General features: G+C 68.3%; 14 protein-coding genes and 1 pseudogene. 10 read left to right on the top strand and 5 right to left on the bottom strand.

Annotation, left to right across the window (positions count from 1 at the left end; genetic code table 11):
* The first annotated feature begins 267 nt into the window (after nucleotides 1–267).
* Complete coding sequence (locus AB0D57_RS31860) at nucleotides 268–609, top strand: STAS domain-containing protein (RefSeq protein ID WP_362080835.1); 342 nt, start codon at nucleotides 268–270, stop codon at nucleotides 607–609.
* 448 nt (nucleotides 610–1,057) lie between these two features.
* The gene (locus AB0D57_RS31855; RefSeq protein ID WP_362080832.1) at nucleotides 1,058–1,792 is read left to right on the top strand and encodes a dienelactone hydrolase family protein; all 735 of its coding nucleotides are present in this window, start codon (nucleotides 1,058–1,060) and stop codon (nucleotides 1,790–1,792) included.
* Nucleotides 1,793–1,984: 192 nt separating this feature from the next.
* On the opposite strand, the gene AB0D57_RS31850 is transcribed toward AB0D57_RS31855, so the two are convergent.
* From AB0D57_RS31850 to AB0D57_RS31840, 3 genes are all read right to left on the bottom strand, one after another.
* Nucleotides 1,985–2,284 carry a DUF6207 family protein gene (locus AB0D57_RS31850; RefSeq protein WP_362080829.1) on the bottom strand — a complete coding sequence of 100 codons (300 nt, stop codon included), beginning with the start codon at nucleotides 2,282–2,284 and terminating at the stop codon, nucleotides 1,985–1,987.
* A 328-nt stretch (nucleotides 2,285–2,612) separates the two neighbouring features.
* Nucleotides 2,613–2,756, bottom strand: a complete 144-nt coding sequence (locus AB0D57_RS31845; RefSeq protein ID WP_362080826.1) for an ATP-dependent DNA ligase — start codon at nucleotides 2,754–2,756, stop codon at nucleotides 2,613–2,615.
* Nucleotides 2,757–2,879: 123 nt separating this feature from the next.
* Nucleotides 2,880–3,338 carry an Lrp/AsnC family transcriptional regulator gene (locus AB0D57_RS31840; RefSeq protein WP_362080823.1) on the bottom strand — a complete coding sequence of 153 codons (459 nt, stop codon included), beginning with the start codon at nucleotides 3,336–3,338 and terminating at the stop codon, nucleotides 2,880–2,882.
* 62 nt (nucleotides 3,339–3,400) lie between these two features.
* Here AB0D57_RS31840 and AB0D57_RS31835 point away from each other — a divergent pair, with 62 nt between their 5' ends.
* The 5 genes from AB0D57_RS31835 (at nucleotide 3,401) to AB0D57_RS31815 (ending at nucleotide 7,479) form a co-directional block, all read left to right on the top strand.
* On the top strand, nucleotides 3,401–4,150 hold the full coding sequence (locus AB0D57_RS31835) for an AzlC family ABC transporter permease (protein ID WP_362080820.1): 750 nt from the start codon (nucleotides 3,401–3,403) through the stop codon (nucleotides 4,148–4,150).
* Entirely contained in the window at nucleotides 4,143–4,472 is a 330-nt protein-coding gene (locus AB0D57_RS31830) for an AzlD domain-containing protein (protein WP_362080816.1), read from the top strand. The genes AB0D57_RS31835 and AB0D57_RS31830 overlap by 8 nt, the downstream gene beginning before the upstream one ends.
* Nucleotides 4,473–4,634: 162 nt before the next feature.
* Nucleotides 4,635–5,615 (top strand): NADPH:quinone reductase, encoded by a 981-nt coding sequence (locus AB0D57_RS31825; RefSeq protein ID WP_362080813.1) that lies wholly within the window; start codon nucleotides 4,635–4,637, stop codon nucleotides 5,613–5,615.
* A gap of 84 nt (nucleotides 5,616–5,699) precedes the next feature.
* Nucleotides 5,700–6,182: a RidA family protein gene (locus AB0D57_RS31820; RefSeq protein ID WP_362080810.1), complete on the top strand. Its 483-nt coding sequence runs from the start codon at nucleotides 5,700–5,702 to the stop codon at nucleotides 6,180–6,182.
* Between the two features lie 469 nt (nucleotides 6,183–6,651).
* The gene (locus AB0D57_RS31815; RefSeq protein WP_362080807.1) at nucleotides 6,652–7,479 is read left to right on the top strand and encodes an enoyl-CoA hydratase/isomerase family protein; all 828 of its coding nucleotides are present in this window, start codon (nucleotides 6,652–6,654) and stop codon (nucleotides 7,477–7,479) included.
* A 57-nt stretch (nucleotides 7,480–7,536) separates the two neighbouring features.
* Here the strand turns inward: AB0D57_RS31815 and AB0D57_RS31810 are convergent, their stop codons facing one another.
* Nucleotides 7,537–7,929, bottom strand: a complete 393-nt coding sequence (locus tag AB0D57_RS31810; RefSeq protein ID WP_362080804.1) for a MerR family transcriptional regulator — start codon at nucleotides 7,927–7,929, stop codon at nucleotides 7,537–7,539.
* Between the two features lie 377 nt (nucleotides 7,930–8,306).
* Here AB0D57_RS31810 and AB0D57_RS31805 point away from each other — a divergent pair, with 377 nt between their 5' ends.
* Complete coding sequence (locus AB0D57_RS31805) at nucleotides 8,307–9,401, top strand: Gfo/Idh/MocA family oxidoreductase (protein ID WP_362080801.1); 1,095 nt, start codon at nucleotides 8,307–8,309, stop codon at nucleotides 9,399–9,401.
* Nucleotides 9,402–9,580: 179 nt separating this feature from the next.
* Nucleotides 9,581–11,197 carry an ISL3 family transposase gene (locus AB0D57_RS31800; protein ID WP_362080940.1) on the top strand — a complete coding sequence of 539 codons (1,617 nt, stop codon included), beginning with the start codon at nucleotides 9,581–9,583 and terminating at the stop codon, nucleotides 11,195–11,197.
* A 14-nt stretch (nucleotides 11,198–11,211) separates the two neighbouring features.
* Here the strand turns inward: AB0D57_RS31800 and AB0D57_RS31795 are convergent, their stop codons facing one another.
* Nucleotides 11,212–11,796 (bottom strand): GNAT family protein, encoded by a 585-nt coding sequence (locus AB0D57_RS31795; protein ID WP_362080798.1) that lies wholly within the window; start codon nucleotides 11,794–11,796, stop codon nucleotides 11,212–11,214.
* On the opposite strand from AB0D57_RS31795, the pseudogene AB0D57_RS31790 reads away from it, so the two are divergent.
* A pseudogene (locus AB0D57_RS31790) lies at nucleotides 11,737–12,368 on the top strand (hypothetical protein); the annotation flags it as partial. The gene AB0D57_RS31795 and the pseudogene AB0D57_RS31790 sit on opposite strands and share 60 nt — an antisense overlap.

The raw sequence follows: 12,368 nt of genomic DNA, 5'->3' as shown, positions 1-12,368 counted from the left end.
CGCCCGCACGGCGGCCAGGGCTGCGGCCTGAACAGCCTCGAACAGCGCCTTCAGGTCGGCTTACCTGCCGATCACGGGCGGGGCCACACGGGTCCAGCTATGCGACGATGTTCGGACACGAGACCGACCGGCACCGCGGGTGCCGCTCTTTGGGTTCTGGGCATCGCCCCCTTCCAGGGCATCCAGCTCCTGCCATCGTCGGCCCGCCCCTCTCAAGGGGCGCTTCGCCTATGGGCTCCTCACCCCCTAGAAGGGGGCTCGCCCACCATGCACTTCACCCTGCGGATCGACGGCACCGCCGCTCACATCACCGTGCACGGAGAGATCGACTACACCACCCTGCCCACGCTCCGCGCTGCCGCTGCCGGGCTGCCACCGAATGTGACCGAGCTGGTCTGGGACCTGCATGACGCCCGCTTCATAGACATCGCCGGCCTCCACCTGCTCTTCGAACAGCCATCACCAGAGGGCCCGCCCCGCAAAACGACAGTGACCAACCTCGCGCCCCAGCCACTGCGGCTGCTGGTTCTCGCCACCGAAACGATCCCCGCCCTCGAACTCGCCCACCTGCTCCCCGACACACTCCCGGGCACCCTGCTCGATGACTGAGAGGGGCAACGGTCAGCATCGGCTTCGGCAGCCTGTCACGCACGATGCCTTCGCGTTCAGTAGCTGTTTTCGATCCCGTTTGCCCAGCTCGGAATTCGAACAGGGCCTTCGATGTGTGGTGAGGGCCGAGCAGACACAAGATCGGTGTGGCTGTCATGGGCAGCGCGTCGACCGGGTTCAGGATCAGAGATGCTAACCAAGATCATTTTCATGAACAGTGCTGTGGCTGGGGAGGGCTGGCATCGATCCTGTCCGGTGGGCTACGTTGTGGGCGATGACTACCGGGACGGCATTGCGCCACACACGGATTGGTGACCCGGCGCTCCTCTGAGCGCCGTACGGGCCGGAGCCGGCCCGCTGTTGGATCGAGGATCCGGCGCTGCTGCGCGGGCTCCGCCTCCTGTCGTGTTGATCACAGCTCGACACGTCAACCCCGACAGGAGATCTCATGCCCACCAAGATGCTGCACATCCCCACCGCGGACGGCCAGGCCGACGCTTTCGCCGCCTTCCCCGACAACGGCGAGCGGCACCCAGGCGTCCTGATGTACCCGGACGGCTTCGGCATCCGGCCCGTGCTGCGGGAGATGGCCCGCGAACTGGCCGCGCACGGGTACTACGTCCTCGTCCCCAACCTCTTCTACCGGCACGGCCCGGCACCGGTGATCGAACTTCCCGAGCACATCGGAGAAGAGGTCCGGCCTGCGGTCTTCGCCCAGTTGATGCCCTTGATCGAGGCGCACACCGCCGAACGTGTCCTGCGCGACGCCGACGCCTACCTCAGGTTCCTCACCACCCAGCCCGAGGTCGGCGCCGGACCGGTCGCGGTGACCGGCTACTGCATAGGCGGCCTTTCGGCGGTGCGCACCGCCGTGGCCCATCCCGACCAGGTGGCCGCCGTCGCCGCATTCCACGGCCCCGTGGGCGCGGACGGGCCCGACAGCCTCGCCAAGCTCACCGCCCAGGTCCACCTCGGCCACGCCGAAGGCGACCTGACGCCCGAGGCCCTGGGCGAGCTCAACCAGGCCCTGGACGCCGCGGGGGTCGGCTACACCTCCGAGATCTACCCCGGCACCATCCATGGCTTCACCATGTCCGACACCGACGCTTTCAACGCCGCCGCGCTGCAGCGCCATTGGGACCGCCTGCTGCCCCTCCTCGACCGCACCCTGGCCAACTTCTGAGGTTCCGGCCCGGAAAACTAACCTGAAGCACGTGGCTCCCCAGTCCTAGCGATGTTTCAAAGACGGGTGGGGGCGGGCGCAGCCCGCCTCCACCAATTGGGGAGCCATTGCTTGACGGCAGTGGGAGGGTCGGTACCGCTCCGCGCATTCGGGGTCTCCCAGTGACGGTGGTGACCGCCAACGCCAAGGCGATCAGTCCCGTTGCGCGGGGCCACTTGGGTGGCCGGGGTGGACCGGCGTTCGAACGCTGGTCACAGGGTCGGGCTCGTCCTCCGCCTGGTGCTCTGTGTCGGGTTCCTGGCGCAGGTCCAGGAAGCAGCGCAGCCGTACGCCTGGTTCACCGGGCTCGCGGGTTGTACGGTCCGCCGGCGCGATTCCCCAGCGGGCGGCGAGCAACTCCTGGACCGCGAACGCGGTCTCGTCATCGGCGGCCGCGACCTCCACCACGGCCAGACCCGGCCGTGCCACATGCGCGTCATTGATCTGCCTCATGTCTGGCACTACGCGTCAACAAGCCCGAAAGTTCTGCGATGCGGCAGGCTTCACCCGACCGAGGAGGGCCCCAGGGGTTGCGGCATCTGTTGCGCTAAAGGTTGCGCCAAGGTGTTGCGCCGGCCTCCGCAGCGCCCCGAAGTCCGCCCAGGTCACCACAGGCGTACGGCGTGGTCGGGCCGCTGACATCCCCGTTGCGACCCCCTTCGATCATGCCCTGGCTAGAGTTGAGGATGAGGGAGGGCGGGATGGGCGGCGCGGACGCAGCCGGGGATCGGGGCGCGCTCTTCGTGTTGCGCGTCGGCGGGGCCTCCGCGCCCGGTCGCCGTCAGTGCGGCGGTGACGTCAGGCGAGGGACGTCGGCGGGGGAGAGGTCGGGGCGGGCACGGTGCCAGCGTGCGGGATGCCGCCACCGGCCGGAGGCGTCGCGGGCGACGTCGACGCCGACTTCCACCACCAGCTCGGGTTCCACCAGCGTGACGTTCAGCTTTTCCTGGCTGCCCCACCCGGCGGATTCTCTGTCAAGTTCAGCGTGTTGAACTGACAAGGCTGAGCATCCGGGTGAGCGACTGGGTGACAGCTGTCGGGGGTGCGCTCACGGGCGGGGCTTGATCTCCTTCATGGTCAGGCGGGATTCGAGGCGGAGCCCGACGGGCAGGCCCTTGAGTTTGTCCATGAGGAAGGCTTCGTAGGCGGCATGGTCGGCGACGGCGACGCGGATGAAGTAGTCGGGGCGGCCGTACATGCGGCGGAACTCGACAACCTCCTCATAGGAGGCCACCGTGTCTTCGAACTGCTCGACGGTCTGGCGGTCCTGGGCGTTGAGCTCCACGTCGATGAGGACTTCCAGCCCTCGGCCCAGCGCCTGGGGATCGACGACGGCCCGGTACCCGGTGATCACGCCCGCCTCTTCCAGTCGCTTGACCCGGCGCAGGCACGGCGGTGGGGTCAGGCCGACCCGCTTGGCCAGCTCGACGTTGGTCAGCCGCCCGTCCCGACTCAAGTGAAACAAAATTTCTCGATCAAGCCCATCGAGGCGTACTTCAGTGCTCACACAGTGATCATAGAGCGTGAATCGGTAACCATGTGAGGCGTGATTCCAAATATCATTGCCCCATGCACATAAGCCCTGCCGTTGTCGCTGGCGGACCTCAGCCCGCGCCCGAATCGCCCCCCGGGCCGGCCTGTGAGGCACGGGCGGCGTTCAAGGACTCCCTCGGTGTGGGCCTGGCCTTCGTCCCGCTCGGACTCGCCCTGGGGGCGCTCGCGTCACAGGCGGGCCTGGACTGGTGGTGGGCGGGTCTGTCGGCGGCGCTCATCTACGGCGGATCTTTTGAGTTCGTGCTCATCGGCCTGGTCACCGCCGCCACTCCACTGGCGTCCGTCGCCCTGTCCGCGTTCATGGTCAACGTCCGGCATGTCTTCTACGCGCTGTCCTTCCCCCTGGACCGAGTGAACGGCCGTCTGGGCAAGACGTACGGCACCTTCGCCATGACCGACGAGGCGTACGCGCTGAGCACCACCGAGCAGGCCAGCTCCTGGCCCGGTCGGCGCATCCTGTGGCTGCAGCTCTTCCTGCACCTGTACTGGGCGGGAAACGCGACCATCGGGGCCCTGCTCGGCTCCCTCATCCCTGAGAATGTCACCGGCTTGGACTTCGCCCTCACTGCCCTGTTCGCCGTCCTCGCTCTGGACGCCGTCCGGGACCTGCGCCGCGACCTGCCCGCTCCGGTGCTGGCAGTGCTCAGCGCCCTGGCCGCGAGACTCCTTTTCCCGGGCGAGATGCTCCTGGCCGCTTTCGCCCTGTTCACCGCCGCCCTTCTGGCCCGCCATCGCATGACCAGCAGGAAGCCGAGCCATGCCTGACGCTCCCTACGCCGTCGCCGCCGTCCTCGTCTCCGCCGCCGTCACCTGGGCCCTGCGTGCCCTCCCCTTCGCCGCGCTCACCCCGCTGCGCAACAGCGCGATCGTCCAATACCTCAGCACCCGCATGCCCGCCGGCGTCATGCTGATCCTCCTGGCCTACTGCCTCCGCGACCTCCCCCTCACCCACGCCAGCGCCCTCGCTCCCCTGACCGCCCTGACCGCCACCGTCGGCCTGCACCTGTGGCGCCGCAACGCCCTGCTGAGCATCCTCGGCGGCACAGCCGTCCACGTGATCCTGACCAGCACCGTCTTCGCCCACTGAGGCCCGCCCGACGCGGAGGCCAAGCCCTGGGGACGCCGCCTTCCGTGTCGCGGACAACGGGTCCGGCCCCTGAAGGTGACCATGCACCTGCGGGACGCCTCCTGGCGATCCAGCACGGCTGGTGCCCCCTACTGCGTCCATGACTACAGGAAGAGCTTGTTCATGTACGGAATCCAAGCGTCCGAGTTCGGCTCGGAGGACGTCCTCGCCTACACGGAACTGGCTGCACCACAGCCGCAGGCGGGCCAGGTCCGGGTGCGGATGCACGCCGCCGGCGTCAACCCTGCCGACACCTACATCCGGTCCGGGACGTACGAGTTCTTCAGGCCGGATCTGCCCTACACGCCGGGATTCGACGGTGCGGGCGTCGTTGACCAGGTCGGCGCCGGTGTGGACACGGTCAAGCCCGGCGACCGGGTGTTCGTGGCAGCTCTGGGCACGCCCGGGTGCACCGGCACCTATGCCGAACTGGCCGTCGCCGACGCCACCGCGGTGCACCCCCTGCCGTCCAGCCTGTCCTTCGCCCAAGGAGCGGCGGTCGGCGTCCCTTGCGTGACGGCCTGGCGTGCACTGTTCCAGCGAGCCCGGCTGCAGCCGGGCGAAACCGTCTTCATCCACGGCGCGAGCGGCGGCGTCGGCCTTCACGCCACCCAGCTCGCCCACGCCGCCGGAGCCGTCGTCATCGGCAGCGCGAGCACCCCGGCAGGAGCCGACCTGGTCCGCGCCGCGGGGGCCGCGCACGTCCTCGACCACGGATCGGCCGGATACCTGGATGAGCTCACGCGGATCACCGACGGCCGGGGCCCCTCGGTGATCATTGAAATGGCAGCGCACCTGAACCTGGAAAAGGACCTGACCGTCCTGGCCACCGCAGGCCGCGTGGTGATCGTCGGCAGCCGCGGCAGCCTGGCTTTCACTCCCAGACTCGCCATGGTGAAGGAGGCCACGATCCTCGGCCTCGCGCTGTGGAACGCCACCCCGTCGGAAACGACCGACGCCCTCACCGGGGTGGCGGCACGCCTGCGCGAAGGCGCCCTGGTCCCGGTCGTCGGCGACACGCTGGCGCTGTGCGAGGCCGCCGCCGCGCACCGCCGCGTCCTGGAGCAGGGGGCCCGAGGAAAGCTCGTACTGATCCCCGAATGACGCCGGCCTCGCCCGGCCCGCGCCGCACGTCCAGCTGACCAACCAGCACAGGTCAGCTCATGCATCTACCGAAAGGTGAGTCCCATGAAGGACCCCTTCAACGCCGCCACCGTCGAGTCGCGACTCAACGCCCTGGGTCACACCATCCCGGTCCCGCCGGCGCCCCGAGCCAACTACACGCCCGGCAAAGCGATCGGCGACACGCTGTACCTCTCCGGCCAGATCCCCTTCGTCGACGAGGTCCTGGCGGCGACCGGCAAGCTCGGTGAAGACGTGACGGTGCAGGAGGGCCAGAAACTGGCCGCTCTCGCCGCGCTCAACGCCCTCGGCGCCGCACGGCAGGTACTGGGAACACTGGAAGGCGCGTCCGTCGCGAACCTCAACGTCTTCGTCGCATGCGCCCCCTCCTTCGCGGAGCACCACATCGTCGCGAACGGGGCCAGCGACGTCCTGACGGCCGCGTTCGGACCCGACGAGGCGATTCCCCGGACTGCGGTCGGCGTCCCCAGCCTTCCCCTCAACGCCCCGGTCGAGATTCAGCTCCTGCTCACCATCGCGGCCGCTTAGCCGGCACCTATCCATCCTGCTCGATCGGTGCGGCCCGACATCGTCGCCGAGTTCCGGGCCGACACGGCCGTGGACCAGGGCCGATACCGGCATCCTGTACGGGTCCTGCGGATTCGGGCTGATATGAATCCGATGCAGGTGCCGAGATTTGGAGAGCCGGGTGAACTGTCAGGCGGGGGCAGCGGCCCCGGGGTGAATCGCCGTCAGCCGGGCATCGCGCACATCGACGACCATTCTCTTGGCGGCCAGGGGCCTGGTCGGCAAGGAGGCCGGGACGGTGGGCCACGGTGCTGCACGACCACCCATTTGACATTGACATCAGTGTCAATGTTCAACCATGGGGGTCATGACGCGCGAACCAGTCCGCGTCGCGTCGCTGGTCGCTATTCCTGGTGACACCTTTGAGCGTGACAGTCAGTGACTGTATTGGGCGTCCGCCCGCAATGGCTCTCTGAACGGAGCACACACCATGACCGCTGCCAATCGCCTCAGTGTCATCCGCCAATCGCCTTCCTACTGGCGGGTCGTCTTCAACAATCCGCCGTTCAACCTCTTCGACCCGGAGACGTTCGCGGAACTGAACGTCCTGATGGACGAGATCGAGAACGACACCGATCTCAAGATCGTCGTTTTCGAGAGCGGGGACGAGGACTTCTTCGTCAACCACCACGATCTCGCGCGCGGCCACGGGGCGGCGGACCAGCCGGGTGGCGCATCGTTCGACCACTGGCCGAGCTTCGTGACCCGGCTCGCACAGTCGTCAGTGCTCAGCGTGGCAAAGGTGCGCGGCCGCGCCCGGGCGCAAGGGTTCGAATTCGCCCTTGCCTGCGACATCATCTTCGCGTCGAAGGAGCGCGCGGTGTTCTCGTTGATAGAGGTCGCCGGCTCCTCCATTCCGGGCGGCGGCGGCGTCGAATGGCTCGCCGCCCTGATCGGGCGCTCGCGAACCCTCGAGGTCGTCCTCAGCGCGGACGACTTCGACGCGGACACCGGCGAACGCTACGGCTGGGTCAACCGAGCCGTTCCCGACAGTGAACTCGACGCGTTCGTCGACGCCTTCGCCCAGCGCGTGAGCCGTTTCGAGAAGCGCGCGCTGGAGGTCGGCAAGAAGCTGGTCAACGCACGCGCAGGCGTCCCCTCCGAAGGAGATCTCTGGGTCTCCAACCATGTGCTCGCCGGGGTGGACACCTGGCCCGAAGCGCAAGCGATGATGCCGAAACTGAACGCCGCCGGCTTCGGCAAGGACAAGGACTTCGAGCTGAACATGGCCGAGCGTCTCGGCAATCCCCCCGAATGACCGGTACCTGGACGACCGGGCGGAGTGTGCGGCAGCCCTGAAGCGCCGATGTTGACGTCAATGCCGGGCGGGGGCCCCGGCCTCGGCCGGAGATGCCTGGGCGACGGCCTGCATGTAGCCGTCGATGGCGTCCCGGTTGCGGATGAGACAGTCGATACGCCGGTTCATCTGGTCGCGCTCGCGCGCGAGGACGGCCAGCAGTTCAGGGTCGGCGTCCTCGACGACGATGGCGCGGGGCTTGCCGAGACACGGCAGCATCTGCTTGATGATCCGCGTAGGGATGCCGCTGTCGATCAGGCCCCGGATCTGAAGCACGCGGTCCACCAGGTAGTCGTCGTACTCCCGGTAGCCGTTGTCCAGGCGCTGGGGAGTGATCAGTCCCTGCTGCTCGTAGTAGCGCAGCGACCGCGCCGGGGTGTTCGTGAGCTTCTCCAGCTCGCCGATGCGCATGCGAACCCCTTCTTCTCCCAGCGGGACACTCACCCGTTTAACCTTGACACCAATGTCAACCATAGACCCTGGGGGAGTGGACCGCGCACTACAGGGGACCGGGCCGGCTGCGCGATACGGCCGGGATCGTTCTCCTTCCGGCTGGCTACTCCCCGGCGACCTGGAGAGCCGCCTGACCTGGAAATTCCGCCCCCTCCTCGTGATCCTCTCCGGGCGGCGCCACGCCTTCCCCGCCCACCAGGTGCTACCCCGAGTGGTCCGCCGCCCCCGACCACGACTCCGCGCAGTCCGCCGACTTCCGCCGCCGGCTCGTCGCCGAGCTCCAGGAGCCCGGCACGATCGGCTTCGGCATCCACCCACACCTGAAGGAGCAGTACATGAGTGAGCAGACCATCCGGGTCGGGGTTATCGGGGCCGGTGGATGGGCCACCTACGGGCACCTCCCGGCGTTGCGGACGCTCCCGGAGTTCGACGTGGTCGCCGTCTCCGCGCGCCGCAAGGAGTCGGCGGAGAAGGCGGCCGAGAAGTTCGGCATTCCGCGTGTCTACGCTGACACTCATGAGCTGATCAAGGACCCGGACGTCGACCTCGTGGCGGTGCTGACACCTACCTCGCAGCGCGTGCCACTGGTGAAGGCTGCCATCGAGGCCGGCAAGGACGTCTACAGCGAGTGGCCGCTCACCACCCGCACCGCGGACTCGGAGGAGCTGTTGGCGCTGGCCGAAGCGAAGGGCGTACGTCACGCCGTCGGCCTCCAGCGCCGCCAGGGGCCCGCCGCCCGCTACGCACGGGACCTGGTGGCCCGCGGCTACGTGGGGGACGTACGGGCCGCCCGCATCTCGGTCGGCGTGGACGCGTTCGGGCCCGTCATGCCGGAGAAGGTCGCCTGGACCTTCGACGTGGACGCCTTCACCCACGTCCTCTCCATCTACGGCGGTCACTTCCTCGACGTGCTGTTCCAGATCGTCGGGCCCCCCAAGGACCTCACCTCGGTCATCGAGACCCAGTTCTCCGAGCTCACCGTCGAGGAGACCGGCAAGACCGTCACCTCAGCCAAGCCCGACGCGGTCATGGCCATCGGCACCCTGGAGAACGGCGGCCTGTTCTCCGTCCAGCTGGAGGGCGGCCAGAAGTTCCCGACGGGACTGCAGATCGACATCACCGGCACCGAGGGCGTTCTACGCCTCACCAACGACCGCGCGTTCGAGAACACCGAGGACAACACCCTCCACGGCGTCAACGGAGACAGCAGCCCCGGCTCCGCCCTCGCGGTACTGCCCGTCCCCGAGGAGTACCGGTCCCTCCCGGACGCCTCCCTCGACGAGAGCGTGCAGGACCTGGCCCACCTGTACGCCGCGTTCGCCAGGGACAAGGCCAACGGCACCACTGAGGCGACCACCTTCGCCGACGCCGTCAACCAGCACCACCTGATCGACCGCATCCAGGAGTCATCCGAGAGGCGTTCTGCGTAACCGGACCCTGCGACTCTCCGCAGAATCCGACCGCTGTCGCTCAGGCATGGGGTCTGGCACAAGTTCCGTGAGCCGGTCACTCCATGTAGTTGTTGATCTCCCTGCGGAGGGTTCGGAACTCGCCTCGAAATCGCTCCTCGTGCGGGTGGAGCGGCTGACATTCGGTAGCCGTGAACGAGATGTTGTCCAAACTGTGCGAGCTGCTGTTCCCGTCGGTCCCCGGCATCGCGGTCGTGGCCGTGGGCACAGACGGCGAGGTGCTACGGGTCGAAGCTCGATGCACGCAGGTTGGAGCCGCCTGCCCTGACTGCGCCCAGTGGACAGTACGGGTCCACAGCTCTTACCTGCGGTTTCCGGCTGATCTGCCCGCAGCCGGTCGGAAAGCGCAACTCGCCTTGCGGGTCCGGCGGTTCTTCTGCTCAGCCACCGCATGCGGTCGGCGGACGTTCGTGGAGCAGGTGCCGGGGCTGACCCGCCGCCACGGCCGGGTCACCGAGCGGCTGCGGCAGGCGATGAGCGCGATCGGGCTGGCCCTGGCGGGCCGGGCCGGTGCACGCCTCGCCCAGGTCATGGGTATCACTACCAGCCGCACAACGCTGCTCCGCCGGGTGATGGACCTGCCCGACCCGGCCGCGACGCAGCCCCGGGCCGTCGGCGTGGACGACTTCGCGCTGCGGCGCGGACATGTCTACGGAACGGTCGTGATCGACGCCGAGACCCACCAGGTTCTCGACCTGCTGCCCGAACGCGATGCCGCCACCCTCGCCCCGTGGCTCGCGGCCCACCCGGGAATCGAGGTCGTCTGCCGCGACCGCGCCGGCGCCTACGCCGAGGCGGCCGACACCGCCGCGCCCCAGGCCCTCCAGGTCGCCGACCGGTTTCACCTCTGGCAGAACCTTGCCTCTGCGGTCGAGAAGACCGTCGCCGCCCACCGCTCGTGCCTGCGCGACCTGCCGCCGCCCGCCCCGGAACTCGAGCCCGCGTGGGAGACGCCCATAGCGGCGGCATCCGGCGAAGACACCGAACCGGACGATCCGACCGGCAGGTTCGCCGAACGAGCTCGCGCCCACCACGCCCTCGTCCACGACCTCCTCGCCCAGGGCATGGGCCTGCGCCACATCGCCCGCCACCTGGGCTGGGGCCGGCACACCGTCCAGCGGTACGCCCGCGCCGCCCGCTGGCAGGACATGGTGAAGGGCCGCAAACGCCAACTCCCCAGCAAACTCGACCCGTTCAAGCCCTATCTGGCCGGCCGCTGGGCCGCGACCGACGGGAACGTGAGCATCCTCGCTCTCCACCGGGAGATCACCGCCCGCGGTTTCCGCGGCCACTACTCCCTCGTCCGCGACTGGATCCGGCGCGAGCTGCCCCGGCGAGAAGGCTGCACACCCGCTCCACCACCGCCATCGATACGGCAGGCGACCGGCTGGCTCACCCGGCACCCCGCCACCCTGACCGAGGAAGAGAAGGTGCGCCGTAAGGCCGTGCTCGACCGCTGCCCGGAACTGGCCTCCACCGCAGAGCTGACCAACTCGTTCGCGGAGATGCTCACCACCCTCGGTGGCGACCGCCTGCCCGAGTGGATCACCCAGGCCACCGACGCCAACCTGCCAGGCATCAGCAGCTTTGCCACCGGCCTGAACAGCGATTTCGACGCGGTGACCGCCGGACTGACCACCGACTGGAACTCTGGGCCGGTCGAAGGTGCAGTCAACCGGATCAAGATGCTCAAACGGCAGATGTTTGGCCGCGCCGACTTCGCTCTCCTGCGGAAGCGAGTCCTCCTCGCCCCGTGACGGGAAACTGCAGATCAGGCAGCAGCTTTGGCCGCGACGCGGGCGAGCAGCTCGTCGCGCACGGACGGCCACTCGTCCGCGAGCACGCTGTAATACAGCGAATCACGGCGCGTGCCGTCCTGACGCACCATGTGACTGCGCAGCGTCCCCTCGTAGACCAGTCCCAGCCGTGTCAGGGCTTGCTGGGACCGCACGTTGAGGTTGTCGGTCCGCAAGGCGATCCGGGCAAGGCCCAGACCGTCGAAGGCGCGTCCGAACAGCAGAAGCTTGGACTCGGCATTGTAGGGACCACCCCAACAAGAACGATCGAACCAGGTCGCACCGACCTCAGCCCGACTCTCAGCGAGATCAAGCTCATACAGACTGGTCGAACCGATCACGGCGTCGTCCGTCAGGCGCTGGACCGCGAAGCACCGCCGGGCTCGATCCGCCAGCATCTGACCGATCATCGCCCGCATCTCTAACGGGGAGTCGGGGCAAGGCCGAGGCATCCACCGCCAGACCTCGGGATCCGACGCGGAGGGGAACAATGCTTCTGCATGATCGACAGACAGCGGGATGAGACGGACAGCGCGGCCGAGGAGAGAGTCGTTGCTCATCACTGCACCGTAGCTTCGGAATCACTGCGCCACAGCGACATGGAGATCACGTTGCCTCCGTCACGCACAGCAACCGCGTCACGGAACTTGTGCCAGACCCCAAAAGAAGACGCCCTAGCCACCGGAGATGACGCTCCAGGTGCATGGGACCCGGGCGGCTGGCCCGGCAAGGCCGAACTGCGGCGCATCCTCGTGCGCTGCGCCCAGATCGCCCAGGGCATCGTCGAGGCGCCGCACACGCCCGGCCGACCCGTCATCAACGGCGTGAAGCCGTCCGGTCTCCTGGTCTGGTCGCCGCTCGTCGACGGCCAACCCCGATGGCTGATGAACCTCTCAGTGACCCTGCATCCGCAAGGTGTCCGCGCCCTAGCACCGGACACCTTGGAGAACCCCGTCATCGCAGGCAGCGCCAACAACAACGAGATCGTCATTCCGTCGATCACCCGTATCTACCTGGCCCCGGTAGGCACCACCGCCCCGGCGGACGCCACTGTGGCCATGCCCGCGCCCCTGCGTAGCGTGGGCCTCACGACCGAGGACAGTGTTGGGCGGCATGAGCCGCGCGTCCTGCT

This window comes from Streptomyces sp. NPDC048275 (assembly GCF_040652275.1).
Lineage (GTDB): Bacteria > Actinomycetota > Actinomycetes > Streptomycetales > Streptomycetaceae > Streptomyces.
Note: the sequence above shows the minus strand (reverse complement) of the source record. Positions and strands in the feature narration are given on the sequence as shown.

Excerpts from the sequence above, each read along its gene's own strand:
- AB0D57_RS31835 (WP_362080820.1), top strand. The coding sequence starts at position 3,401 with ATGCACATAAGCCCTGCCGTTGTCGCTGGCGGACCTCAGCCCGCGCCC.
- AB0D57_RS31805 (WP_362080801.1), top strand. The coding sequence starts at position 8,307 with ATGAGTGAGCAGACCATCCGGGTCGGGGTTATCGGGGCCGGTGGATGG.
- AB0D57_RS31810 (WP_362080804.1), bottom strand. The coding sequence starts at position 7,929 with ATGCGCATCGGCGAGCTGGAGAAGCTCACGAACACCCCGGCGCGGTCG.
- AB0D57_RS31820 (WP_362080810.1), top strand. The coding sequence starts at position 5,700 with ATGAAGGACCCCTTCAACGCCGCCACCGTCGAGTCGCGACTCAACGCC.
- AB0D57_RS31825 (WP_362080813.1), top strand. The coding sequence starts at position 4,635 with ATGTACGGAATCCAAGCGTCCGAGTTCGGCTCGGAGGACGTCCTCGCC.
- AB0D57_RS31855 (WP_362080832.1), top strand. The coding sequence starts at position 1,058 with ATGCCCACCAAGATGCTGCACATCCCCACCGCGGACGGCCAGGCCGAC.
- AB0D57_RS31860 (WP_362080835.1), top strand. The coding sequence starts at position 268 with ATGCACTTCACCCTGCGGATCGACGGCACCGCCGCTCACATCACCGTG.
- AB0D57_RS31850 (WP_362080829.1), bottom strand. The coding sequence starts at position 2,284 with ATGAGGCAGATCAATGACGCGCATGTGGCACGGCCGGGTCTGGCCGTG.
- AB0D57_RS31795 (WP_362080798.1), bottom strand. The coding sequence starts at position 11,796 with ATGAGCAACGACTCTCTCCTCGGCCGCGCTGTCCGTCTCATCCCGCTG.
- AB0D57_RS31800 (WP_362080940.1), top strand. The coding sequence starts at position 9,581 with ATGTTGTCCAAACTGTGCGAGCTGCTGTTCCCGTCGGTCCCCGGCATC.
- AB0D57_RS31830 (WP_362080816.1), top strand. The coding sequence starts at position 4,143 with ATGCCTGACGCTCCCTACGCCGTCGCCGCCGTCCTCGTCTCCGCCGCC.
- AB0D57_RS31815 (WP_362080807.1), top strand. The coding sequence starts at position 6,652 with ATGACCGCTGCCAATCGCCTCAGTGTCATCCGCCAATCGCCTTCCTAC.